Source organism: Actinoplanes couchii, from assembly GCF_016862075.1.
Lineage (GTDB): Bacteria > Actinomycetota > Actinomycetes > Mycobacteriales > Micromonosporaceae > Actinoplanes > Actinoplanes couchii.
On record NZ_BOMG01000028.1, the window covers coordinates 1 to 24,294 of the forward strand.

Here is a 24,294-nt window from a genome sequence, read left to right on the forward strand (position 1 = left end):
GCGGTCCGGATTCACCGCGGCGGCACGGTCCGGATTCACCGCGGCGGCGCGGTTCGGATTCCTCCGGACGGTGACCGTCCGGGTGGCATGGAACGCGTTGACCAGGGGTATCGGCACAGATGTTCGAACTCCGCACGGGAAGGACGCCGTCATGGCCGACAAGACGAGCACCACCACCGCCGCCGCCGGCAAGCCGGATTCGGATTCCGGCGACGCGAGCACCGGCAACACGATCAAGGACCCGGCCGACTGGACCACCGGGGACCAGCCGGCGACCGGGGCCCAGGAGTCCTACCTGCACACGCTGGCGAGCGAGGCGCACGAGGAGGTCCCCGACGGCCTGACGAAGGCGGACGCCTCCCGCAAGATCGACGAACTGCAGGAGAAGACCGGCCGGGGCGCCTGACCGTACGCCGCCCGCACCCGGACCCACCACGGAACTCGTGGTGGGTCCGGGTTTTGTGCTCGAGGGGCCCCTCGTCGAAGCGGACGGGCCGATCGTCGCCGCGGTCCGGGAGACGGTTGCCCAGTATTCCCAGCCGGAGGTGGCCGTTCGCCCTCTTCGTCAACTCGGGTTGACAAGACCTCGAGTGTCAACGTAAGTTGACGGCATGAGTGAGGCTACCGAGCTTGCGGCGGCCGCCGGCAGCACCGATCCACGGGTCGGGCTCCGGGCGGTGGTGGCGTTGCGGCGACTGCTGGAGGGCCTGGAGCAACTTCAGGTCGCCAACGCCCGGGCCAGGGGATGGTCCTGGCAGGAGATCGCCGACGCCCTCGATGTGACCCGACAGGGTGTGCACAAGAAGCACGCCCGTCTGATGCCGATGCCGGACCCGAGGAAGGACTGACGATGTTCGAGCGATTCACCAAGGCCGCCCGCGACACCGTGATCGGCGCCCAGCAACAGGCGGCGGCGCTGGGCCACGACTACATCGGCACCGAGCACACCCTGCTGGCGCTGGTCGCCGGCACCGACGCGACGATTCGGGACGCGCTGCGCGGTGCGGCCGGCGAGGTCGACGAGGAATATGTCCGGGCCGCGATCGTCAGGCACGTCGGCGATCGCAGCGGGACCGCGTCGGTCGCCGACCGGGACGCCGAGGACGCCGCCGTTCTCAAGTCGATCGGCATCGACCTGGACGCGGTGCGGGCCGCCATCGAGGAGAATTTCGGGGCCGGCGCGCTCCGTCTCCCCCGGCCGCCGGCGAAGAAGAAGGGGATCTTCGGACGGTTCACCGCCGGGACCGGTCACCGGCCGTTCACGGCACGGAACAAGAAGGTGCTCGAGCTGGCGTTGCGTGAGGCGCTCCGGCTCAAGCACAACTACATCGCGCCGGAGCACATCATGCTGGGCATCCTGCGCGAGGGCCAGGGCCTGGCGATGCTGATCCTGGCCGAACGGGGTGTCGACTTCGACACCGTCCGCGAACGGCTCACCGAGTCACTGAACACGCCGGCGGCCTGAACACACCCCGGCCACCTGAGCCCACCAGCCACCTGGGCCTGTCGGCTGCCTAAGCCTGTCGGCTGCCTGAGCCGCGGACTGCGGGCCGCGGGTCGCCTCAACCTGCCAGCTGCCTGAACCTGCCAGCTGCCTGAGCCGCAGGCTGTTTGAACTTGCCGGCTGCCTGAGCCTGCCAGCTGTCTGAGCTGCGGGCTGTCTGAGCCGCGGGCTGCCTGAGCCGCGGGCTGCCTGAGCCGCGGGCTGCCTGAGCCGCGGGCTGCCTGAGCCGCGGGCTGTCTGAGCCGCGGGCTGTCTGAACCTCGACCACCGCTATCGGCCCGGCGGACGCGGGGCGGTCTGTAGTTCCGCCCGCCTCGCGTCGTCGGGGCAGAGCCTTGCAGTGGCGTACAAAATAGGGGTTAAAGGCGCATTCTCATCGCCGGGTCGGACGTGCGGGCGAACCCCAGCGAGGTGTAAAGGGGTTCGCCGTCGGGGGACGCGCGCAGGTCGGCGACCGGGACGCCCCGGGTGCGGAACCACTCCAGCAGTGCTTCCACACAGGCGCGGGAGTAACCCCGGCGGCGCATATCAGGATCGGTCACCACGCTGAAGATGTAGCCGACCCGGCCGCCGGGGTTGCCGGGGCCGCCAAGGCGTTCCTCGATGAGGCCGACCGCGGAGGCGGCCAGGCCGGAGCCGTCGGGGCGTTCGGCGACCGCGGCGGCCAGGACGGGCTCGGCGGCGGCGAGGCGGCGGATCAGGGACTCCCGGGCCGGCTCGCGCCAGTCGTCGTCCCAGTCCGTCCTACTGACCGACCCCAGCATGATCCCGCGCAGTCGGACCAGTTCGTCGGCGTCGGCCGGAGTGGCCAGGCGAATCTTCACGGTCGCACCTTACGGCGCACACCAGACATCTCTCACCCGACTTTCCCACGGCCCGCACCCGACTTTCCCACGGCCCGCACCCGACCTTTCCGCGGCCCGCACCCGGCCTACCCACGGCTTCCACCCGGCCTACCTGCGGCCCGCGCCCGACTTTCCCACGCCTCGCACCCGGCCCACCCACGGCCCGCACGCCGACGTCCCGGGCCGGGTCGGGCAGGGCGAAACCGGCTCGAGCGGTCCATCCCCCGGCCCGCCCGCGGCTCATCCCCGGCCCCGCGGTTCTCATCCGGCCTTCCCACGGCTCCCGCCCAGCCTTCCCACGATTCGAACCCGACTTCCCACCGCTCACACCCGGCTCACACCCGGCCCGCCCTGGCTCGCGGCCCCCGCGGCCCCCGCGGCCCCCGCGGCCCCCGCGGCCCCCGCAGCTCCCGCGGCGCTTGCGGCGCTTGCGGCGCTTGCGGCGCTTGCGGCGCTTGCGGCGCTTGCGGCGCTTGCCCAGCCTTCCCGCGGCAGGCTTCTCGCGCCCAAAACTTCCCGTCGACACTTTTTTCAGATTTGAAGTTTCAGATTTTAAGGAGTATGTTCTGGGCATGGCCGAACCGCTGACCGGGACACAGCTCGCGCACTGGCGCAGCTTCATCGAGAGCTCGTGGGCCCTGCACACCCGCCTCGAGGACGAGCTGCGGGCCGCCACCGGGCTGAGCATGAATGATTACCACGTCCTGGTCGCGCTGGTCGACGCGCCCGACCGCCGGATCCGCATGGGCGAGCTGGCCAGCCGCCTGGTGCTGTCACCGAGCCGGATCACCTATCAGATCAACTCGATGATCAAACGCGGTCTGGTGCGCAAGGAGAGTTGTCCCGACGACGGGCGTGGCCAGGAGGCCGTGCTCACCGAGCTGGGCGTCTCGACGTTGCGCGACGCCGCCCCGGCCCATCTGGACACTGTTCGCAAAGCCTTCATCGATCACCTGGACGACGAGGAACTGGCCGTGATCGGTCGCGTCTTCGCCAAGATTAGGAGCGTGTGACATGCCTGCCATCACCGTCGACGACGTCCTCGTGCTGCCCCGTCTGCCGAAGCTGGATCTGTCCGCCGAGGTCCGCCCGGTCCGCCGGCTGACCACCGCGCCGCAGGGTTACGAGGGCGAGGGTTTCCCGGTCCGGCGCGCTTTCGCCGGCGTCCCGATGACCGAGTTGGATCCGTTCATCCACCTGGACCAGATGGGCGAGGTGGATTACGCGCCGGGCGAGCCGAAGGGCACCCCGTGGCACCCGCACCGCGGTTTCGAGACGGTCACCTACATGATCGACGGGATCATGGACCATCAGGATTCGCTGGGCAGCGGCGGTTCGATCCAGAACAGTGACACCCAGTGGATGACCGCCGGTTCCGGGATCCTGCACATCGAGACCCCGCCGGAGCACCTGGTGACCAGCGGCGGCCTGTTCCACGGCCTGCAGCTGTGGGTGAACCTGCCGCGGGCGTCGAAGATGATCGACCCGAAATATCAGGACATCCGTGGTTCGAAGGCGGCTCTGCTGACGACTCCGGACGGCGGCGCGCTGATCCGGGTGATCGCCGGCGAGGTCGCCGGGCACGCCGGGCCGGGGTCCACCTTCACCCCGATCAACCTCGCGCACGTCACGATGCAGCCCGGTTCGCGGCTGGATCTGCCGTGGCAGCCCGACTACAACGCGCTGGTCTACGCGCTGAGCGGCGAGGGCTGGGTGGGCTCCGATCTGCGGCCGTTCCACCTGGGCCAGCTGGCCACGCACGGCCCCGGTGACGCGATCCGGGTCGAGGCGAAGACCGAACTTGACCTGTTCATCATGGGTGGCCGGCCGATCCGGGAGCCGATCGCGCACTACGGCCCGTTCGTGATGAACACCCAGGAGGAGCTGAAGCAGGCCTTCGAGGACTTCCAGAAGGGCCGGCTCGGCGTCATCCCGGCCGGGCGCGTGCCGCACACCGACTGAGCGTGCATGACTACGCTGGGCGGCATGGACCGGATCCAGCGATTCGCTGACGTCGTGGTCCGGGCTGGCGTCAATGTCCAGCCCGGACAGGGAGTCATTCTGCGCACCGACACCGCGCACCTGGAGATCGCCCGCGCGGTGGTCGAGGCGGCCTACGCCGCGGGCGCCGCCTGGGTGGAGCCGCTCTGGACGGACGGGCCGATGCGCCGGTCCGCCGTGACGCACTCCAGCCTGGAGCAGTTGACCGCCACCCGCGGCTGGGCGCTGCAGCGGGTCCGGGAGTGGTCCGAGGAGGGCATCGCCGCGATCACCCTGCTCGGCGACCCGAACCCGCACGTGCTGGACGGCACCGATCCGGCGAAGGCGGCGTCGAACCGGACCGGGGAGACCCGGGCGATGCGCGAGGCGACGATGGGCCGGCTGCGGTGGACGGCGGTGGGCGCGCCCAATCCGGGCTGGGCCGAGCAGGTCTTCGGCGAGCCGGACACCGAGCGGCTGTGGGAGGCGGTGGCCACGGCGATGCGGCTGGACGCCGAGGACCCGGCGGCCGCCTGGCAGGAGCGTGCGGCGACGCTGGCCGGCCGCGCCTCGACGCTGGACGCGCTGGAGCTGACCTCGATCCGGTACCAGGGGCCGGGCACCGATCTGACGGTCGGCCTGATCCCCGGCTGCATCTGGACCGGTGGCGGCATGATCGACGCGGCCGGTGTCCCGTACCTGCCGAACATCCCCACCGAGGAGGTGTTCACCAGCCCCGACCGGCTGACCGCCGAGGGCACGCTCCGGGTGACGAAGCCCCTGGTGCTTAACGGTCAGCTGGTTCTCGGCCTGCGGCTGGTGCTGTCCGGTGGGCGGATCGTGGAGGTGTCGGCGGATTCCGGCGCCGACGCGGTGCGTGCTCAGCTGGACTCCGACCCGGGTGCGCGTTTCCTGGGTGAGGTCTCCCTGGTGGACCGGGACAGCCGGATCGCCCGGGCGGGCATCGTCTTCCACAACACGCTCTTCGACGAGAACGCCGGCTGTCACGTGGCCTGGGGGTCGAGTTTCCCGTTCGCGGTGCCGGACGGTCTGGCCAAGTCGCCGGCCGAGCGGGAGACGCTGGGACTGAACTCGTCGACCCTGCACACCGATGTGGTGATCGGTGGCGACGGCATCACCGTGACCGGTACCGGTCCGAAAGGCGTGACCGAGATCATTCGCGACGAACAGTGGGTGCTCTAGCTCATCAGGAGCATCGCTCCAGCGCCCATGAGCACCAGCAGCAGGACCGCGATGAGCAGGCCCTTCTCGGCGGAATCGGTCGGGGTGACAGTGGTCAGCGGCTCGGTGCTCATGGGTGTTCCTCCGCCAAGGTCGGGGGGTGCCGCTGCGGATGCGGGCAGCGGTCGGGAGGCTTACGGTGAGGGCGTCGTCGACCTCGGAGGGACTGCCGTGTCATGGCTTTTGACCGCGGATGAACGTGGCAACCCGGACACCTCCATACCCATATGGAACACCGGAAACACGGTCGAGCCACTGATTCACGGGCAAAGTTACTTCGATCGGTTGGTGACCGAGATCGAGGCGCTGGAGTCCGGTGATCACCTGTTCTTCACCGACTGGCGGGGCGACCCGGACGAGCGGACCCGGGACGACGGGCCGACCGTCGCGGAGCTGTTCGCGGCGGCGGCGAAACGGGGTGTGATCGTCAAGGGTCTGCTCTGGCGGTCCCATCTGGACAAGCTGGCGTACAGCCAGGAGGAGAACCGGAACCTCAGCGACGACATCGAGGCGGCCGGTGGTGAGGTGCTGCTCGATCAGCGCGTCCGCCGGGGTGGTTCGCACCATCAGAAACTGGTCGTGCTGCGGCATCCGGGGCGACCGGAATCGGACATCGCGTTCGCCGGTGGCATCGACCTGTGTCACAGCCGCCGGGACTCGGCCGAGCATCACGGCGATCCGCAGGCGGTCTCCATGGCGACCATGTACGGGTCGAATCCGCCCTGGCACGACATCCAGCTGGCCCTGCGCGGGCCGGTCGTCGGCACTCTCGACCAGACGTTCCGGGAGCGCTGGACCGACCGGGTGCCGCTCGATCAGAACGGGCCGATCTCGACGATCACCGATCGGCTGCGCGGCGAGGACATGACGCCCGATCCGCTGCCCGAGCAGCCGCCGGACCCGCCCGAGTGCGGTACCCAGACGGTTCAGGTGCTGCGTACCTACCCGGCGATGCGCCCGCCGTACGGGTTCGCGAAGCTCGGTGAACGCAGCGTGGCCCGCGGCTACACGAAGGCGATCAAGCGGGCCCGGCGGTTGATCTACCTGGAGGACCAGTACCTGTGGTCCAAGGAGGTCGCGCAGCTGTTCGCCGAGGCGATGCGGGAGAACCCGGAGCTGCACCTGGTCGCCGTGGTGCCGCGGCATCCGGACGTGGACGGCGGTTTCGCCCTGCCACCGAACCAGGTCGGCCGGGAGCAGGCCATCGAGCTGTGCAAACGGGCCGCCGCCGACCGGGTGCACGTGTTCGATCTGGAGAACCACGCCGGCACCCCGATCTACGTACACGCGAAGGTCTGTGTCATCGACGACGTGTGGTGCAGCGTGGGCAGCGACAACTTCAACCGTCGATCGTGGACGCACGACAGCGAGTTGTCCTGCGCGGTGCTCGACGAGACCCGCGACGACCGGGAACCCACCGATCCGGCACGCCTGGGTGACGGTGCCCGGCGTTTCCCGCGCGACCTGCGGTTGTCCCTGATCAGAGAGCACCTTGATCGTACGCCGGGAGAGGACGACGACCTCCTCGATCCGTCGACGGCCATCGAGGCGATGACGAGCGCCGCCGACCGGTTGCGGGACTGGCGGGACGCCGGCCGGAAAGGGCCCCGCCCGCCGGGGCGACTGATCCCGCACGAGACCTCGCCGATGCCCTGGCACCAGCGGTTGTGGGCGCTTCCGGCGTACCGGCTGATCTACGATCCGGACGGCCGGCCGTGGCGCGAACGACGGTCCGGGACGTGGTAGGTATAGCTGGCCATACCCGGTTCCGGGGGTCTGGACGGCTGGGCCGGGGCACCGCCCGATGGCTACCTTGAGCGGGTGAACGACCACCTCGCTCCGGCCCTGAAAGACCGCCGATACCTGTTCACCAGCTGGCCGTGGCGGGCGGCCGGCCATCTCGCGACCGTCCTGTTGTTCGCCGTGCCGCTCGCGTTCGTCTTCTGGCTGACGATGCTGCCCTGGCTGATCGCCGGCCAGCGCCTGATCGCGGGGAACCACCTCGGCCTGATCGTCTTCCTCTTCATGGCGCTCGGTCTCGGCCTCATCGGCACGGTAGGGCCGGTGGTGGCGCTCCCGCTGGCCGCGATCGCGCGGCGCTGCCTCCGGCTGATCGACGGGCGTCCCCTGGCCGCGCCCCGGCACCCCGCCAACGCCCACCCGAGAGACATCCTCTTCGCCGAGTCGACCTGGCGCGCCGTCCTCTACGGAGTGGTGCTCTCCCTGGTCACTCCCCCGCTGATGGTGCTCGGCGGCGCGTTGCTCGCCCTGCAGGTGACACTGCTGGTCAGCCCCTGGCTCGCCGAGTGGACCCTCGGTGACGTGGTGATCAACGGCGGGCCCGGGTCGGTGCCGTTCATGCTGCTCGGCATCGTCCTGATCCCGGCCGGGCTCTACCTGGCCGGCGCTCTGGCGGCCGCGCACGGTGCCCTGTCCCGAAAACTGCTCGGTAACAGCGGCGACGCGCTGCGCAACCAGCTCGGTGAGGTGGCGCAGTCCCGGGCCCGGCTGGCCGACGCGTTCGACGCCGAACGCCGCCGGATCGAACGGGACCTGCACGACGGCGCGCAGCACCGGCTCACCAGCCTGACCCTGCACCTGGGCATGGCCCGCCTCGACGTGCCCGCCGACTCGCCGGCCGCCGCGCCGCTCACCCAGGCCCACGACCAGGCGAAGGAGCTGATGGTGGTGCTGCGGGATCTGGTGCACGGGATCCGCCCACAGACCCTCGGCGACCTCGGTCTACCGGCCGCGCTGTGGGAGCTGGCGGCCAGTTCGCCGGTGCCGGTGGCGGTCGACGCGGCCGAACTTCTGGACCGGCTGCCCGAACGGATCGAGACGACCGCGTACTTCGTGGCCGCCGAGGCGCTGACCAACGTCGCCAAACACGCGCACGCCACGTCGGTACAGATCCGGCTGACCCGATCCGGTCACGAGGGGCTCGTGCTGGAGATCCAGGACGACGGCCGGGGCGGTGCCGATCCGGCGCACGGCAGCGGGCTCACCGGGCTGGCCGACCGGGTCGCCGCCGTGGACGGGAAACTGCTGCTGGCCAGCCCCGCCGGCGGCCCCACCCTGCTGCGGGTCGAGTTGTGACCCGGGTGGTCCTGGCCGAGGACGGTGTCCTGCTGCGGGAAGGCATCGTCGGGGTGCTGCAGCGGTTCGGGTTCGAGGTGGCCGCCGCCGTCGGCGACGCCGAGGAGCTGGTGACCGCGGTCAAGGAGCACTCCCCCGACCTGGTGATCACCGACATCAAGATGCCACCGACATTCAAGGACGAAGGACTGCTTGCGGCGGTACGCCTACGCAAGGACCACCCCGGACTGCCGATCGTGGTGCTCAGCCAGTACGTGCAGCAGGAGTACGCGGCCGGCCTGATCGGCACCGGTGACGCGGTCGGCTACCTGCTCAAGGACCGGGTGGCCGACATCGCCGAGTTCGTGGCCGCCCTGCGCACCGTGGTGGCCGGCGGCACCGTGGTCGATCCCGACGTGGTGCGCCGCCTGATCAGCCGCCCCCAGGATCCGCTGGCCGGCCTGTCCACCCGCGAACGCGAAGTCCTGTCCCTGATCGCCGAGGGCCGATCGAATTCGGCCATCGGCGCGGCCCTGCACATCAGCGACCCAGCAGTCGGCAAACACGTCGGCAACATCCTGGCCAAGCTGGGCCTACCCCCGACCGACGACACCAACCGCCGGGTCCTGGCCGTACTCACCTACCTGCGGGCCCGCTGACCCGGCCCCCTCCGGCCGCCACCGTCCCCTACTTGCCCGCTGACCCGGCTTCCTCCGGCCGCCACCGTCCCCTACTTGCCCGCTGACCCGGCTTCCTCCGGGCCTCACCCGCCGCGTCCCTTACCTTCCCCAGCGCCCGTCGTCCGCGGGTTTGCTTCTTGTCCGGGTCTATTCGTCCTCGGTTGCGGCCGAACGCGGCAAGGGATCCAGGGTCCAGGACGACGGGGCCCAGATCGGGGCGTCGGGGTCACCGGTCAGCGAGAGGCCGACCCGCCACGCGGCGATCGGCGGCCGGTCCAGTGCCTGCCAGCGGTCGGCGAGCGCGACACCGACCGCCGAGTGACGCTCCGCCGCGTCCCCGGAGGCCAGCACCGCACCGTCGGCCAGCACCACCGCCCCGGCCGCCCCGGTGTCGTCGAGGATCGCCAGATAGCTCGACTCACGACCGGCGATCGAAGCCTGACTGGTGCGGGGATGCCAGGCCCCGGCGGCGTACCAGAGATCACGATAGGCACGGGCCTCCAACGGCGGCCGCCACCGGGGCGGGGCCGTCTGGGTCAGCCCGTCCAGCGCGACCGCGGCCGGCGGGTGACTGCGGGCATGCCGGGCGGTCAGCGGCCCGGCGGCACTCATGAACCCGGCCGCGCAGATCACCCGCGCCGAGACCAGCCCACTGCCCGGATCACCGATCGGCCGGACGTCCAGTACCGGATGGGTACCGGCATGCTCGACCGGCACGATGACCCGGCCACCCGGTTCCAGCCGGTCGAGCCAGTGCGGCGAGACCCCGGCGACACCCACGGTGACGATGATCCGGTCGTAGCGCTCCGGCGGCCCACCGGTGTATCCGTCGGCCGTCTCCACCCGTACACCCGCGATCGCCGCCCTGGCCAGCGCGGACCTGGCCCGGTCCGCGACGTCGGGCTGAACGTCCACCGTGGTCACCGTCGCACCGAGGGTGGCGAGGAGCGCGGCGTTGTACCCGGTGCCCGCCCCGATCTCCAGCACCCGCATGCCGGGCCGCACCGCCAGCGCGTCGATCATCAGAGCCATCAGCGACGGCTGACTCGACGAACTGATCGGAACGTCACCGTCCATCTTGGTGACCAGGACGTCGTTGCTGTAGACGGCCGGAAGGAACTCCCGGTCCGCGGGCACGACCCGCCGCCCGTCGCGCCGGTGGAACCCGTCCGGCACGAAGACCTCCCGGGGCACGGCCCCGAACGCCTCGGCCAGCGCGGACGAGAGCTCGACCCCGTCGGCCCGGATCAGATCGACGAAGCGCCTGCGGGCATCCTCCATGCCCGCCACGTTACGGAGCCCCAGCGACCCCGAGGTGAACTCGATGAATATCTAGCACCCAGCGCAGATCACCACCGCCCCACCCGCCCCGCGATCATCGGCCCAGGCGGTGTTTGAGGAAGTCCCGGTCGGCTCGGCCGAGCAGGCGCAGCCGGGCCATGCCGCCGTCCGGGAAGATGTCCAGCCGCACCTGGCTCACCGGCGGCGTCTTCGGCACCGGGAACCGGTGTGGTGTGTCCGGCCGCAGCGCCGCCCTGGTCAGCAGCGGGTAGGCGACCCCCTCGTCGTCGAACCCGGTGAGCGAGGCCCAGCCCGGCGCGTTGCCCTTGAAATGGCTGGTGTCCAGGTCGGCGAAGCGCAGCACCGCCGGAGCGGCCAGCCGGATCAGCACCCAGTCGTTGCCGTCGTCACGGCGGCGCGACGTCTCCCATCCGTCCCCCATGTTGCGGGCCAGACCGGGCATCAGCATCCGCTGCGGGTTGCCGTAGAACATGTTGCTGCAGTCCACGACGGTAGCCCCGTACTCCGCGGCGGCCACGTCGAACACCTTCGGCAACAGATCCGGGTCCGGCACCGCCTCGCCGTGCACCCGCAGCCGGGCCACCCCGCCATCCGGGAAGATGTTGAGCCGAACGTGGGTGAACCGGCGACGATCCTCCACCGGGTACAGGTTGCGGCCGTCGCCTTTCAGCGGCGACTTCGGCAGGATCTCGATCCAGTCGGCGGCGTCCAGCTCGGCCGGGCCCGGATAGCCGGACAGCTCGGCGGCCTCCACCGACGCGAACGGCGGATAGTTCCCGGTGAAGAACGCGGTGTCGATGTCGACCCCGTGGATGATCCCGGCGACACCGAGCCGGACCACCGCGAAGTCGTGCCCGGAATCCCGGCGGCGACGGGTCTCCCAGCCGTCGTACACCTGTCCCTTGTGGTCGAAGGTCTTCGGCGCGTGCCCCGGCGGATCGGGCAGGACCAGGTGATCGGCGGCGGCGAAGAACTCGTCGTTGAAGTGCGTGACCCCGCCACCGAACGCCCGCGACGCCAGATCGGGCAGTGCGCTGAAATCCATCAGTTCTCCTTCGAGTTCTTCAGAAACCGCCCGCCGGCGTCACTGCCGGTCACCGTCCGCCCGCGCAACCAGGTGGTGCGGACCACACCCCGCAACTTCCTTCCCGCGTACGGCGTGACCGGGTTCCTGTGGTGCAGGGCCTGCGCGTCCACCACGAACTCCTCGTCCGGGTCGAAGGCCACCAGATCGGCATCCGCCCCGACCTCGATCCGCCCCTTGCCCCGCAGCCCCACCAGGTCGGCGGGGCGGCGCGCCATCCACTTCACCACGTCCGCGAGGGTATGTCCCCGGCCCTGGGCAGCGGTCCAGATCACCGGAAGACCCAGCTGCACCGAGGCGATCCCGCCCCACGCGGCCGCGAAGTCACCGGTGTCCTGCCGTTTCAGGTCGGGGGTGCACGGCGAGTGGTCGCTCACCACGCAGGTGATCAGGCCGTCCGCGAGGGCCTCCCAGAGCCGATCCGCATTCTCGGTGTCGCGGATCGGTGGGCAGCACTTGAACTCGGTCGCGCCGTCCGGGATCTCGTCGGCATCCAGCGTGAGGTAGTGCGGACAGGTCTCGGCGGTCACCCGGACCCCGGCCGCCCTGGCCTGGGCGATCAGCGGCAGCGCGGAGGCCGCGGAGAGGTGCAGGATGTGCACCCGCCGGCTGCTGCCGCGCGCCACGGCGATCGCGGTGGCGACCGCGGCGTGCTCGGCGTCCTGCGGGCGGGAGGCCAGGAAATCGGCATACGCCGCCGAACTTCGCGCCTCCCGGAGATGATCCGGATCCTCGGCGTGCACCACGAACAGCGCGTCCACCGCGGTCATCGCCTCGGCGAGCTGGGCCGCGTCGACCGGCGGGAACTCCGGCACCCCGGAGTCGGCCAGGAACGCCTTGAACCCGAAGACCCCGGCCTCGCGCAGCCCGGCCAGGTCGGCGGTGTTGCCCGGGATCACGCCGCCCCAGAACCCGACGTCGACGTGACACTGCCCGGTCGCGGCGGCCTGCTTGATCGCCAGCGCGTCGGTGGTCACCGTCGGGGGCAGACTGTTCAGCGGCATGTCGATGATCGTGGTGACGCCGCCCGCCGCGGCCGCCCGGGTCGCCGAGGCGAAGCCCTCCCACTCGGTCCGGCCCGGCTCGTTGATGTGCACATGAGTGTCCACCAGCCCCGGGAGCAGCGCGGTGTCCCCCAGGTCCACATCCGACCCGGCGGCCACCGGGGCGTCGTAGTCCGACACTGCCGTGATCTTCCCGCTCTCGATCAGGATCGACGCCGACCGCTCGCCGCCCGGGAGCACCACCCGCCGGGACCGCACCACCAGATCAACCATGAGCCGACCTTATCGGCGGGTTGTTTCGGCCTGCCGGTGAGTTTCAGCCTGGGTTCAGAAAACCGGTCGGGTGTGCCGTCACGGCCGGTAGCGGAGTAGCGTGCCGCTCCATGTTGCGACGCTGGAGCCTCGCCGGGCTCACCGCCACCTGCGGCGTGTTGATCGCCGTGGTCAAGAGCAACGACGGGGCGCCCGGCACCGCGGCCCTGCTGCTCGTCGTCTTCCTCGGTCTCGCCTTCGTGGTGTCGCCACGGGCGTTCCCGCGCGCCGTCGCCGCCGCGGATTCCCGACCGGTCGTCTACTGGCGCCCCGGCTGCGTCTTCTGCCTGCGGCTGCGGGCCCGGCTAGGCGCCGAGGCCACCCGCCTGAACTGGATCGACATCTGGCAGGATCCGTCCGCCGCAGCCGCCGTCCGCAAGATCACCGGCGGCGACGAGACAGTGCCGACGGTGGTCATCGGCGGCCAGGCCCACGTGAACCCCGACCCGTCCTGGCTCCGCGACCAGATCCTCCCGGCCACACCCCAGTCCTGACCCGTCAGGCACCAGCCTGGTCTCAGGCCTGAACCAGCTCCGCGTCGGTCCAGCTCAGGAACCGGTCGAACATCTCCGCCGGTGGTCGCGGCGACAATTCGGTCATTGCGTGGTCGAGGTGACCCCACATGTACATCATCAGCATCACCCGGTCCGCCCCGTCCGCGAGCGAGACCTTCGCCGGAGCACACGGCCAGGGAAGGCCACAGGCCCGGCACTCCCAGGACGGCCGCGCGCAGGTGTGCTCGACGTGTCTCCCCTCCACCGTGGGGCCCTCCGCTGAGCGGTCCTCCGTCACGAAGCCCGCCGCTGAGCGGTCCTCCGCCAGGTGAGCGGACGCAGAGCGGCCCTGCGTTGTCCGCCCCGTCTCCGGCCCGCGGCACGTCTCCACCGGACGGTTTGTCTCCGACGCGCGGCCCTTCTCGGTCACGTGGCTTCGCTCCACCGCGCGGTTCGTGCCCACCACGTGATCCTTTTCCGCCGCGCGGTCGACCTTTGCCGCGTGTTTCCAGGGGCGATTCCGCACGACGTCCTCCCAGCGTTCGAAGCGATGCCCCCTGTAGTACTCGCGCCGGCTCCGGAAGGTTCGGCCTTCACGGGATTTGGCACGACCGCTATGGTCGGATCCTCCACACGGCCGTTCATCCATCGGCTTCGTTCGGAAAGGCAATGCGGCATGACCGATCAGCAACCCGGGACCGTCGGCATGAACGAGGGCACCAACAACCTCACGCTCGGCATCGCCGTGGCAATTCTCGGGATCATCGTCTTCGCCCTGGCCGGTCTGGCAGTCATCGACCCGGTCGCGCTCATCGGTCTGGCCCCCGTCTGGCTGACCCGCCCCGGCCACGCCTCGGGAATCGCCGCCACGGCCCTGACCCTGGCCATCAGCGGCCTCCTCTACCAGGCCGTGCGCATCGCCAACCGCGGAAACGACGAGACCGCCACCTGGCTGACCCTGGCCGCCCTGCTGATGGTCCCCTGGTTCTCCCTGATCTGACCCGCCAGCCCACCGGCCGACCCGGCAACGCACAGGCCAGCGCGCGGCCCGCGGGCGAACTCGGCAGCACATCGATCGACCAGCAGACCACCGACCGCCCCGGCGGCTATGGCCTCACGGCGCTTCCACCGGCGCGAATCCGTTCTCCTCGGCCGGGCCGATGGGGCGGATCTCCCCGTTGCTCACCACGGAAACGTGATTCCGGAGAGTGCGAGCCTCATATTCGGCCCATTCCGCCCCCGTCCACTCACCCGGGCTGCGCGGATCGATCTCGTCATAACCCGGAGCCTCGGCGAATCGGACGACATGAACGACGTTGTCCCGCACCTCGATCCGCCAGAGATCGTCCTCTTCCTCACCCTCGGCATCGATCACGCCATTGAGCACGTGATCAAAGGTGAAATGCTCGAACGCCGCCGGATAGAACCGTCCTGGAACCGGCTCGGCACGCTCGGCCGTGACAGCCGCACCCGGCCGGAGAAACGTGTCGATCAGATAGGCGAGCCAGGTCTCGGAGTAGTAGAACTTCTCCTCCTGGTTGTAGATCAACGCATCCCCGGAAGCCGTCGGAACCCATTGACACCAGAAACCGGGATGCTCCGGTGAAACCTCGTTACTCAGCTGATCACGAGCGTCGTTCCCGTACACCGCATAAGGCCCTTCGGCCCGGACCACATGCCGCGTCTCGGCGAACCTGTCGAGGAATTCCACCTCGTGCGGATTCAGCGGTGGAACGATCTCGATCTTGCCATCGAATCCGGTGTTGTAGCCCATTTCCGTCCTCCCCGTGGCCGGCCGCGTTCGCGTATCAGAAATGATGCCCCGCCCCCGGTCGCAGCGACGTCGCGGCCCGCCGTTCTCAGGCCAGCGCGGTCAGCTGCTCCCGTGGGAACCCGGCGTCGTCGAGGGCCCCGCAGTCCAGCCCCCGCAGCAGATAACCGGCGAGGGCACGGGCGGTGGCCGGTTCGTCGGCGATGCCGCTGTCCTGCCGGTCCAGATAGCGGTGCAACCGGGTGACAGCGGCGTCCCTGCCGTCCCGGAAGAACTCGTAGGTAGCCGCGTACCGGGTCGCCAGTTGCGCCGGGTGCAGATCCCAGCCCTGGTAGTAGCCGTTCTCCAGGGAACGCCGGACCAGCCTGTGGTGCAGTTTCCACGCCGCGTGCACCTCGGCCGTCGCACCGACCGGCAGGATGTTGGTGGACCCGTCGGAGAGTCGCACCCCGGTCTGCGCGGCGGCGGCCTGCATCACCGCCTTGGCGTAGTCGGCGACCGGATGCTCCATCGACTGGTAGGCGGCGGCCACCCCGGCGGCGGCGCTGTAGTCGTAGGTGCCGTAGTGCAGCCCCGTGCACCGGCCGCCGGCCGCGGTGATCAGCCGGGCGACGACGGCCGACCCGTCCGCGGCGAGCACCGCGGACGGCAGCTCGATCTGGATCTCGAAGGTGAGGGCGCCGGTGCTCAGACCGTACGACCGCTCGATCTTCTCGCAGAGGGTGACCATGGCGCTGACCTGGTCCGGACCGCTGACCTTGGGCAGGGTGACGTTGACCGGCGCCCCGTAGCTGTCCAGGAAGAGGTCCAGCGTGCGCAGCGACCGCCGGCGGGTCGGCGCTTCCAGGGATTTGATCCGGATGCCCAGGAAGGGTGGTCGCGGGCCGGCGGTGAGGATCCCGGCGGCCTTGCGGACGGCGGCGTCCTCCTCGGCGTCGTCGCGGACGCCGTAACCGTCCTCGAAGTCGACCCGCAGATCCTCGATCGGCTCGCGGGCCAGTTTGTCGCGGACGGTGGGATCGTCGGGCCAGGGGAAATCGTGCCGCCGCATGGCGTCCAGCGCGTGATCGCCCCAGTCGCGGAAGCCGTCGAGCTTGTCCGCCGGGATGTAGACGGTGTGCACCGGCTGCCGGCCGGGCCGGTCACCCGGATAGCGGGCCTTCAGGAACGCGTCGTGCGCGACCAGGCTCGCGTCGATGTCGGCGTAGTCCTGCTCGTTCAGACCCATTGACAGCCTCCTGTTCGGTGGCCACCCCGGGGGATGCCGGCGGGCGGCATCGCCCCGGGGCTACCCACGAGCGCTCGTGCGCGCCCGTCTTCAGTCGATCGAGTCGTAGGCGGCGCTGGTCAGGAAGTCCGCGAAGTCGTCGGCGAGGGCCACCCGCTCGAACAGCTTGCGCGCGTCGTCGTACCGCCCCGTCGTCCACGCCTCGTCGCCGACAGCCTCACGGATCCGGCCGAGTTCCTCGTCCAGGATCCGGCCGACCAGCTCGGCGGTGACCGGCGTACCGTCCTCGAGCTTCACCCCGTTGTTGATCCACTGCCAGACCTGGGAGCGGGAGATCTCCGCGGTGGCGGCGTCCTCCATCAGGTTGTGGATGGCGACCGCGCCGTTCCCGCGCAGCCACGCCTCCAGGTACTGCAGGGCCACGTTGACGTTGTTCTGCAGCCCGGCCCGGGTGACCGCGCCGCCGGTGCCGGCCACGTCGAGCAGGTCGGCGGCGTCGACCGCGACCTCGGGCCGTTTCCGGGAGAGCTGGTTCGGCTTGTCACCGAGCACCCGGTCGAAGATCTCCTGGCAGACCGGCACCAGGTCGGGGTGGGCGACCCAGGAGCCGTCGAACCCGTCGCCGGCCTCGCGCTCCTTGTCCTCCCGGACCTTGGCCAGGGCCACCTCGTTGACCTGCGGATCGCGCCGGCTCGGGATGAAGGCGGCCATGCCACCCATCGCGAACGCGCCGCGCTTGTGGCAGGTGGAGACGAGCAACTCGGTGTACGCCCGCATGAACGGCGCCGTCATCGTGACCGAGGCCCGGTCCGGCAGGATCATCGTCGGGTTGTCCCGGAAGTACTTGATGATGCTGAACAGGTAGTCCCAGCGGCCGGCGTTGAGCCCGGAGATGTGCGGGCGCAGCGCGTGCAGGATCTCCTCCATCTCGAACGCGGCCGGGATGGTCTCGATCAGCACCGTGGCCCGGATGGTTCCGACCGGGACGTCCAAGGCCTCCTGCGCGTACGTGAAGACGTCGTTCCAAAGGGCGGCCTCCTTGTGGGACTCCATCTTCGGCAGGTAGAAGTACGGTCCGGAGCCACGTTCGAGCAGTTCCTTCGCGTTGTGGAAGAAGTAGAGCCCGAAGTCGACAAGCGCGCCGACGGCCGGTGTGCCGTCCACCGGCAGGTGCCGCTCGTCGAGGTGCCAGCCCCGCGGGCGCATCACGATCGTCGGGTACGGCCCACCGTTCAGCTCGTACGTCTTCTTCTCGGTCTCCAGCGTGATCGTGCGCCGGATCGCGTCGTACAGGTTCTGCTGGCCGTCGACGACGTTCGACCAGTGCGGGGTGTTCGCGTCCTCCAGGTCGGCCAGCCACACTTTGGCGCCCGAGTTCAGCGCGTTGATCGTCATCTTCCGCTCGGTCGGCCCGGTGATCTCCACCCGCCGGTCCTGGAGGTCGGCCGGGGCGGGCGGGGCGGACCACTCGGCCGCGCGGACGTCGGCGGTCTCCGCCAGGAAACCCAGCGTGGCGCCGGCCGCGATCTCCGCACGCCGGGCCGCACGGGCCTGGAGCAACTCGTCCCGGCGGGGGCGGAAGCGCCGGTTCAGGTCGGCGACGAACGCGACCGCCTCGTCGGACAGGATCTCGGTCATCGTTGACGATTCCTCTCAGTGTGGTTACTCCCCCGTACCGTAATCGAGCATTATTCATGCTCCTCCGGCCCGGTCCACCACTTTCTTCTCGGTGAGATTCGGATCTATGCGACTCGGAGAAGCCGGCGGTGCGCGGCTCGGGCCCTCGCGGTCAGGGTGTCCGCGTCGGCGTTGGTCAGCTCACCCCGCTCGACGACCGGACGGCCGCCGACCAGAGCCAGATCGACCCGGGCCGGTGGGCCGAAGACCAGCGCCGCGACCTTGTCGTCGATGCCGTCGTGGCCGAGACCGTCGAGCCGCCACATCACCAGGTCGGCCAGCTTGCCCGGCTCCAGTGAGCCGATGTCGTCCTGCCGCCCGAGACAGCGGGCCCCACCGACCGTGCCGAGCCGCAGTGCCTCCCGGGCGTCCATCGCCTGGGGGCCGCCCCGCGAACGCGCGGTGTAGAGCGCCTGCCGCAACTCGGCACCGAGGTGGGAGACCTCCTGCGAGGCCGCGCCGTCGACGCCGAGCCCGACCGGCACACCGTGGTCGAGCAACTCCCGGACCCGGGCCGAACCGGCGCCGAGCCGGGCGTTCGAACTCGGGCAGTGCGCGACCCCGGTCCCGGTCGCACCGAGTTTTGTGATCGCCGAGTCGTCCAGGTGCACCCCGTGGGCCAGCCACACGTCGTCACCGAGCCAGCCGACACGCTCCGCGTACTCCACCGGGGTGCAGCCGAACTGCTTGAGGCAGAACTCCTCCTCGTCGTCGGTCTCGGCGAGGTGGGTGTGCAACCGCACGCCCTTGCGCCGGGCCAGCTCCGCGGACTCGGTCATCAGCCGGGTGGTCACCGAGAACGGCGAGCACGGCGCGACCGCGATCCGCAGCATCGACTCCGGTGACGGGTCGTGCCAGTGGTCGATGGCCGCCTCGGTCGCGGCCAGGGCCTCGTCGGTGTCCTCGACGACGTGGTCCGGTGGCAGGCCGCCGTCCTTGCGGCTCAGGTCCATCGAGCCCCGGGTCGGGTGGAACCGCAGCCCGATCGCCCGCGCCGCCTCGATCTCGGCGGCCAGCACGTCGCCGCCGTCCCGCGGGAAGACGTAGTGATGATCCATCGAGGTGGTGCAGCCGGACAGCGCCAGCCAGCCCAGCCCGGCACCGGCCGCCGCGCCGACGATCTCGGCGTCCAGCCGGCCCCAGATCGGGTAGAGCGTGGTGAGCCAGCCGAACAGGGTCTCGTCCAGCGCCAGCCCACGGGTCGCCCACTGGTAGAGGTGATGGTGCGTGTTCACCAGACCCGGCGTGACCAGGCAGCCCGTGCCGTCGATCCGCCGGGCGCCCTCGGCCGTGCCGGTGAACGGCCCGGCGCCGACCGCGGCGATCCGCCCGTCGTCACCGACGAGCACATGACCACTGGTGAACTCCCGCCCCGCCGGGTCGACGGTGGCGATCGCGGCGTTCTCGACGAGGATCACAGCCACCACTCCGCGGTCGCCGTGGGCGCGCCCTCGCGGGCCACACTGCCTTCGATCAGCCCGTACGGCCGGTCGCCGGCGATGAACACCTCGTTCGGATTGTCCAGCCCGAACGGTGACAGGTCGGCCAGGTAGTGATGTTTGTTCGGCAGCGCCAGCCGCACCTCGGCCACCTCCGGCCGGTTCTCCAGCACACCGGCGCCCATCGCGTAGAGCGTCTGCTGCAACGAATAGCTGTAGGTACCGGTGAAAGCCCCGATCAGCGCCTCCAGCGCGCCCTCGAACGAAGCGGCCCAGTCGGCGTCGTCACCGGCGTGCCGCCATCGGGCGTCCACGGCGGTGGCCAGGATCCGGTCGGTGGCCGGGGGCAGCGTCGTGAACTCGTCCTGGACGAAACCGTGGAACTCCGAGTCCGTCGAGTTCAGCAGGACCAGGCCGGTGACGCCGGAGACCACCTGGGTGCCGGCCGCGGACACCGAGACCACCGTCGTACGGACATGGTCGCCCCGTCTGCGGAACGAGTGTGGGCCCAGCCGGTCCCAGGCGAACGACTCGATCGACACCTTCGCCCCGTGCACCTGTGGCTGGCTGTCGACGAAGTGCCGGGCCAGCAGCAGGGCGAACTCCTCGGGCTCGGCGACACCGTGTCGTCCGGCGAACGCGTACACCGTGTTCTTCATCGTGTCGGTCGGCAGGACACCGGAGTTGTCGCCGGTCAGGTGGGTCGCGGCCAGGTCGCCGGAGAGGGCGATGCTGACGTTGAGATCCACCAGGCCGTGCGTCTCGCCGTCGCGGTGCACCCGCACCAGACGGGTCTCCGCCTTGCCGTAGCGGTTCGGTCCCAGCACGATTCCCACGGTCAGCTCCCCCGGTAGGTGGTGTATCCGTACCTGCTCAGCAGCAACGGCACGTGGTAATGACGATTCGGGTCGTGCACGTGGAAGGCGACCGTGATCTCCGGGAAGAAGCAATCGCCGCCCAGGTAGGGCTCCACGTAGTAGAAGAACCGGTAACCGCCGGCCTGCCAGTCGTGCAGCGGCACCTCGAAGCGCAGACGGCCGTCGTCGTCGGTGCGGCCCTCGCCGACCGACCGCCAACCGTCGGAATCACGCCGCTCCAGGCGGACGTAGACGTCGCGGGCCGGGTCGCCGGAGACCGTGTCGAGGATGTGGGTGGAGATGCGGGCGCGGAACTCGGCCGCGGTGCCGTCGTCAGAGGGCATCGGGCACCCGCTCCATCGCGCCGGGCGCCGGCTCCAGGCCGGCCAGCACCCGCTCCAGCCTCAGCCGGGCGATCCGGCTCAGCTCACCGGTCACGATCGCCCGCTCGGTGGTCTCGTCGTTGCCGAGCCGCTCCCGTGCGGCGGCCAGGATCTCGGCCTGCGAACGGCCGCTCGCGAAGATCAGGAAGACGTGGCCGAACCGCTCCTCGTACTCCCGGTTCGCCGCGATCAGCTCCGCTCCCGTCCGATCGTCCGCGCTCTGTGCCGCGGCCGACTGCTCGGCGCGCGACCAGGCGGCCTCCGCGGAGTCGCCGGCGGCCCGCTCGCCGATCCGGGGGTGCGCGGACAGACCGGCCAGAACCTCCGCCCAGCTCAGGTCACGCCCGGTGGCCTCGGCCCCGGCGAGAAGCGCGGCCCGGTCGGCGAACGGCCGGCTCGCCAGGATCGCCGCACCCCAGGCCGGTGCCGCACAGCAGGCGAGCAGCTCCGGCTCCAGTCGCTCCGCGGGCAGTGTGTTGAAGGCTTCCACCGCATCCATCCGGTCACCTCCTCGTCGATCTTGAACAGTCAATCAGTCCGGGCACGGCGTGTGCACCGGCGAGCCGAAGAATTAACATGCCCCGGTCGTTTCGCCACCCTGCCACGAAACCGGCCGGAAAATCTCGCCGTCCCCCGCTGCCTGTGGACAACGCGAACGCCATCGGCCGCATTGTGGACAACCGCGGAGCCGCCCGGCGGATGGGCCAGACTTGGCGCGTGCTCATTCCTGCCGAGTCCCTGCCCGATCTCCCGGTCCGCCCGGTCCTTCCCGAGGTGGCCGCCGTCCTCGCCGAGGCCGGTGCCGCGGTTCTGGTGGCGCCGCCCGGCACCGGCAAGACCACCCTGGTCCCGCTCGCGCTGGCCGCGCCCGGTGGCCGGGTGATCGTGGCCGAGCCACGGCGGGTCGCCGCCCGGGCCGCCGCCCGCCGGATGGCCGCCCTGCTCGGCGAGCAGCCGGGCCGGCGGGTCGGCTTCGCGGTGCGCGGCGAGCGGCAGGTCTCCCGCGAGACGGTCGTCGAGGTGGTCACCACCGGTCTGCTGGTCCGCCGCCTGCAGTCCGACCCCGAGTTGGCAGGGGTCGGCACGGTGATCCTCGACGAGTGCCACGAGCGCCACCTCGACTCCGACCTCGCGCTCGCCTTCCTGGTCGAGGCGCGTGCCGCGCTGCGGCCCGACATGCGGCTGCTGGCGACCTCGGCGACGGCCGACTCCGACCGGCTCGCGGCGGTCCTGGGCGAGCCGGGCCGTCCCGCCCCGGTGCTCACCGCGCACGCCCGCACCTATCCGGTCGAGGTGATCTGGGCGCCCCCGGCAGGTCCGATCAATCCGCCGCTCGGGCTCCGGGTCGATCCACGGTTGCTCGACCACGTGGCGGTGACGACCCGGCGGGCACTGGCCGAGGGCGACGGCGACGTGCTGGTCTTCCTGCCCGGCGCCCGCGAGATCGAGATCGTCGCCGGGCGGCTCCGCGGGCTCGGGGACGCCGACGTGGTCACGCTGCACGGCCGCCAGTCCGGTTCCACGCAGGACGCCGCTCTGCGGGCCGGGCCACGCCGCCGGGTGGTGCTGGCCACCGCGGTGGCCGAGAGCAGCCTGACGGTGCCGGGCGTGCGGGCCGTGGTCGACGCCGGGCTCAGCCGGGTTCCGCGGATGGACCACGCTCGCGGTCTGGGCACGCTGGCGACGGTGCCGGTCTCCCGGTCCAGTGCCGAGCAGCGCGCCGGGCGGGCCGGGCGGGAGGCGCCCGGGCGGGTCTACCGCTGCTGGTCACCTGCTCTGCACGATCGGCTGCCGGCCCAGCCCGAGCCGGAGATCGCGGCCGCCGACCTGACCGGGTTCGTGCTGGATCTGGCGTTGTGGGGTCACCCCGACGGGGAGGGTCTCGCTCTGCCGGATCCGCCACCGGCCGGCGCTCTCCGCGCCGCCACGGCAACGCTGCACGATCTGGGCGCCCTCGACCCGGACGGTCGGGTGACGGCCCGCGGCAAGGCGCTGGCCGGGGCCGGTCTGCACCCACGGCTGGCCCGGGCTCTGCTGGACGGCGCGGCCGTTCTCGGTACGACCCGGGCTGCCGAGCTGGTCGCCGTCCTGGACGATGATCGCGCCGCCGGTGGCGACGTGGTCACCGCCTGGCGGGCGGCCCGCAACGGCGATGACCACGGGTGGCGCACCGAGGTCCGCCGCCTGACCCGGGCGGTGACCCGAGCCACCCCCGACCCGGCTCGGGGCCTGACTCCTGCGGTCACCCGAGCCGCCCCCGAGCCGGTTCGACGCCTGACCCCGGCGGCGAGCCGGGCCACCCCCGAGCCGGTGACGGGATCGGGTGGCGGGCGGCTCACCGACGATCTCGCGGCCGGGCTGGTCGTCGGGCTGGCCTATCCGGAGCGGGTGGCGCGGGTTCGGGAAGCGGGTGGACGGGCGTACCTGATGGCCGGTGGCACCGAGGCCGAGCTGCCCGCTGGGAGCCCGCTGACCGGCACCCCGTGGATCGTGGTGGCGAGCGCGGACCGGGCCTCCGGAGCGCGGACGGCCCGGGTTCGCAGTGCCGCCCCGCTCGACGAGGAGACCGCCCGGGAGGTGGCCGCTCCCCTGCTGGCCGAGGCCACCGAGATCGGCTGGATCGACGGGGACGTGGTGGCCCGCAAGGTCCGGCGGCTGGGGGCGATCACCCTGGTCTCCACCCGGCTCACCGATCCGGATCCGGTGCTGGTCCGCGAGGCGGTGGCGACCGGGCTGCGTGCCGAGGGCCTGGGCCTGCTCACCTGGAGTCGCGGGGCGGAGGAGTTGCGCAGCCGGCTGACGTTCGCGCACGCGGCGCTCGGTGAGCCGTGGCCGGACATGTCGGACGCCGCGTTGCTGGCCGGGGTGGAGGACTGGCTCGATCTCGGTTCGGCCCGGCGCCGGTCCGATCTGGCCCGGCTGGACGTGGCGGCCGGGCTACGGCGGCTGATCCCCTGGTCGGTGGCGGGCCGGCTGGACGACGTCGCCCCGGAACGGCTGGCGGTGCCGAGCGGGTCGAACGTGCGGGTCGACTACAGCGATCCGGCGGCGCCGGTGCTGGCGGTGAAGGTGCAGGAGGCGTTCGGCTGGCGGGAGGCGCCACGGCTGGCCGATGGGCGGGTTCCGGTGCTGCTGCACCTGCTCTCCCCGGCGGGGCGGCCGGTGGCGGTCACCGGTGATCTCGGCTCGTTCTGGGTCCAGGGCTATCCGCAGGTGCGTGCCGAGATGCGGGGCCGCTATCCGCGACACCAATGGCCGGAGGACCCGACAACTGCCACACCCACTCGGCGTACGAATCCCCGGTCCCGATGACAGATCACCCGAAGAGGAGACGAGCCGCTCAACGACAAGATGAGCCGGCCGAAGTGAAAGGACGGGCCGCCTGAAAGCGAAGAGATGAGCCACTAGAAAAGAAGG

At 71.0% G+C, this 24,294-nt stretch carries 24 protein-coding genes; 12 read left to right on the top strand and 12 right to left on the bottom strand.

The annotated features are described in order from the left end of the window. Positions 1 to 151: 151 nt before the first annotated feature. From Aco03nite_RS09035 to Aco03nite_RS54655, 3 genes are all read left to right on the top strand, one after another. Positions 152 to 406, top strand: a complete 255-nt coding sequence (locus Aco03nite_RS09035; RefSeq protein ID WP_203794335.1) for a DUF3072 domain-containing protein — start codon at positions 152 to 154, stop codon at positions 404 to 406. Positions 407 to 611: 205 nt separating this feature from the next. Beyond that, the gene (locus Aco03nite_RS09040; protein WP_092554955.1) at positions 612 to 848 is read left to right on the top strand and encodes a helix-turn-helix domain-containing protein; all 237 of its coding nucleotides are present in this window, start codon (positions 612 to 614) and stop codon (positions 846 to 848) included. 2 nt (positions 849 to 850) lie between these two features. Continuing rightward, a complete protein-coding gene (locus Aco03nite_RS54655; protein WP_203794336.1) occupies positions 851 to 1,465 on the top strand; it encodes a Clp protease N-terminal domain-containing protein in 615 nt (204 codons plus the stop codon). 398 nt (positions 1,466 to 1,863) lie between these two features. On the opposite strand, the gene Aco03nite_RS09050 is transcribed toward Aco03nite_RS54655, so the two are convergent. Continuing rightward, positions 1,864 to 2,328, bottom strand: a complete 465-nt coding sequence (locus tag Aco03nite_RS09050) for a GNAT family N-acetyltransferase (RefSeq protein ID WP_203794337.1) — start codon at positions 2,326 to 2,328, stop codon at positions 1,864 to 1,866. Positions 2,329 to 2,921: 593 nt separating this feature from the next. Here Aco03nite_RS09050 and Aco03nite_RS09055 point away from each other — a divergent pair. The 6 genes from Aco03nite_RS09055 (at position 2,922) to Aco03nite_RS09080 (ending at position 9,305) form a co-directional block, all read left to right on the top strand. Beyond that, positions 2,922 to 3,362 carry a MarR family winged helix-turn-helix transcriptional regulator gene (locus Aco03nite_RS09055; protein WP_203794338.1) on the top strand — a complete coding sequence of 147 codons (441 nt, stop codon included), beginning with the start codon at positions 2,922 to 2,924 and terminating at the stop codon, positions 3,360 to 3,362. A gap of 1 nt (position 3,363) precedes the next feature. Next, positions 3,364 to 4,311 carry a pirin family protein gene (locus Aco03nite_RS09060; protein ID WP_203794339.1) on the top strand — a complete coding sequence of 316 codons (948 nt, stop codon included), beginning with the start codon at positions 3,364 to 3,366 and terminating at the stop codon, positions 4,309 to 4,311. Positions 4,312 to 4,317: 6 nt separating this feature from the next. Continuing rightward, on the top strand, positions 4,318 to 5,532 hold the full coding sequence (locus Aco03nite_RS09065; RefSeq protein WP_239145013.1) for an aminopeptidase: 1,215 nt from the start codon (positions 4,318 to 4,320) through the stop codon (positions 5,530 to 5,532). Between the two features lie 210 nt (positions 5,533 to 5,742). Then, on the top strand, positions 5,743 to 7,317 hold the full coding sequence (locus Aco03nite_RS09070; protein WP_239145014.1) for a phospholipase D family protein: 1,575 nt from the start codon (positions 5,743 to 5,745) through the stop codon (positions 7,315 to 7,317). A gap of 75 nt (positions 7,318 to 7,392) precedes the next feature. Further along, complete coding sequence (locus Aco03nite_RS09075) at positions 7,393 to 8,667, top strand: sensor histidine kinase (protein ID WP_239145015.1); 1,275 nt, start codon at positions 7,393 to 7,395, stop codon at positions 8,665 to 8,667. Beyond that, positions 8,664 to 9,305, top strand: coding sequence for a response regulator transcription factor (locus Aco03nite_RS09080; RefSeq protein ID WP_203794341.1), 642 nt, complete (start codon positions 8,664 to 8,666; stop codon positions 9,303 to 9,305). The genes Aco03nite_RS09075 and Aco03nite_RS09080 overlap by 4 nt, the downstream gene beginning before the upstream one ends. Before the next feature lie 168 nt (positions 9,306 to 9,473). Here the strand turns inward: Aco03nite_RS09080 and Aco03nite_RS09085 are convergent, their stop codons facing one another. The 3 genes from Aco03nite_RS09085 to allB all read right to left on the bottom strand — a co-directional run bounded on the left by Aco03nite_RS09085 (position 9,474) and on the right by allB (position 12,989). Continuing rightward, positions 9,474 to 10,607, bottom strand: a complete 1,134-nt coding sequence (locus Aco03nite_RS09085) for a protein-L-isoaspartate O-methyltransferase family protein (RefSeq protein WP_203794342.1) — start codon at positions 10,605 to 10,607, stop codon at positions 9,474 to 9,476. 94 nt (positions 10,608 to 10,701) lie between these two features. Further along, the gene (gene alc / locus Aco03nite_RS09090) at positions 10,702 to 11,673 is read right to left on the bottom strand and encodes an allantoicase (protein ID WP_239145016.1); all 972 of its coding nucleotides are present in this window, start codon (positions 11,671 to 11,673) and stop codon (positions 10,702 to 10,704) included. Beyond that, entirely contained in the window at positions 11,673 to 12,989 is a 1,317-nt protein-coding gene (allB, locus tag Aco03nite_RS09095) for an allantoinase AllB (RefSeq protein ID WP_203794343.1), read from the bottom strand. Before allB ends, alc begins: the two co-directional genes overlap by 1 nt. A gap of 110 nt (positions 12,990 to 13,099) precedes the next feature. On the opposite strand from allB, the gene Aco03nite_RS09100 reads away from it, so the two are divergent. Beyond that, positions 13,100 to 13,522 carry a glutaredoxin family protein gene (locus Aco03nite_RS09100; RefSeq protein WP_203794344.1) on the top strand — a complete coding sequence of 141 codons (423 nt, stop codon included), beginning with the start codon at positions 13,100 to 13,102 and terminating at the stop codon, positions 13,520 to 13,522. 22 nt (positions 13,523 to 13,544) lie between these two features. Here Aco03nite_RS09100 and Aco03nite_RS09105 read toward each other — a convergent pair whose 3' ends face one another. After that, complete coding sequence (locus tag Aco03nite_RS09105) at positions 13,545 to 14,213, bottom strand: hypothetical protein (protein WP_203794345.1); 669 nt, start codon at positions 14,211 to 14,213, stop codon at positions 13,545 to 13,547. Between Aco03nite_RS09105 and Aco03nite_RS09110 the strand changes: the two genes are divergently transcribed. Then, positions 14,199 to 14,522, top strand: coding sequence for a hypothetical protein (locus Aco03nite_RS09110; protein WP_203794346.1), 324 nt, complete (start codon positions 14,199 to 14,201; stop codon positions 14,520 to 14,522). The genes Aco03nite_RS09105 and Aco03nite_RS09110 overlap by 15 nt on opposite strands. A gap of 114 nt (positions 14,523 to 14,636) precedes the next feature. Here the strand turns inward: Aco03nite_RS09110 and Aco03nite_RS09115 are convergent, their stop codons facing one another. The 7 genes from Aco03nite_RS09115 to uraD all read right to left on the bottom strand — a co-directional run bounded on the left by Aco03nite_RS09115 (position 14,637) and on the right by uraD (position 21,376). Beyond that, positions 14,637 to 15,296 carry a hypothetical protein gene (locus Aco03nite_RS09115; RefSeq protein WP_203794347.1) on the bottom strand — a complete coding sequence of 220 codons (660 nt, stop codon included), beginning with the start codon at positions 15,294 to 15,296 and terminating at the stop codon, positions 14,637 to 14,639. An 85-nt stretch (positions 15,297 to 15,381) separates the two neighbouring features. Then, complete coding sequence (locus Aco03nite_RS09120; protein WP_203794348.1) at positions 15,382 to 16,521, bottom strand: DUF6986 family protein; 1,140 nt, start codon at positions 16,519 to 16,521, stop codon at positions 15,382 to 15,384. A gap of 90 nt (positions 16,522 to 16,611) precedes the next feature. Continuing rightward, positions 16,612 to 18,159, bottom strand: a complete 1,548-nt coding sequence (gene aceB, locus Aco03nite_RS09125) for a malate synthase A (RefSeq protein ID WP_203794349.1) — start codon at positions 18,157 to 18,159, stop codon at positions 16,612 to 16,614. Between the two features lie 104 nt (positions 18,160 to 18,263). Then, positions 18,264 to 19,616: an 8-oxoguanine deaminase gene (locus tag Aco03nite_RS09130; protein WP_203794350.1), complete on the bottom strand. Its 1,353-nt coding sequence runs from the start codon at positions 19,614 to 19,616 to the stop codon at positions 18,264 to 18,266. Further along, a complete protein-coding gene (gene pucL / locus Aco03nite_RS09135) occupies positions 19,613 to 20,473 on the bottom strand; it encodes a factor-independent urate hydroxylase (RefSeq protein ID WP_203794351.1) in 861 nt (286 codons plus the stop codon). The genes Aco03nite_RS09130 and pucL overlap by 4 nt, the downstream gene beginning before the upstream one ends. 2 nt (positions 20,474 to 20,475) lie before the next feature. Further along, a complete protein-coding gene (uraH, locus tag Aco03nite_RS09140; protein WP_203794352.1) occupies positions 20,476 to 20,838 on the bottom strand; it encodes a hydroxyisourate hydrolase in 363 nt (120 codons plus the stop codon). After that, positions 20,828 to 21,376: a 2-oxo-4-hydroxy-4-carboxy-5-ureidoimidazoline decarboxylase gene (gene uraD / locus Aco03nite_RS09145; RefSeq protein WP_239145017.1), complete on the bottom strand. Its 549-nt coding sequence runs from the start codon at positions 21,374 to 21,376 to the stop codon at positions 20,828 to 20,830. Before uraD ends, uraH begins: the two co-directional genes overlap by 11 nt. Before the next feature lie 224 nt (positions 21,377 to 21,600). On the opposite strand from uraD, the gene hrpB reads away from it, so the two are divergent. Further along, positions 21,601 to 24,189, top strand: a complete 2,589-nt coding sequence (gene hrpB, locus Aco03nite_RS09150; RefSeq protein ID WP_203794370.1) for an ATP-dependent helicase HrpB — start codon at positions 21,601 to 21,603, stop codon at positions 24,187 to 24,189. The last annotated feature ends 105 nt before the right edge of the window (positions 24,190 to 24,294 follow it).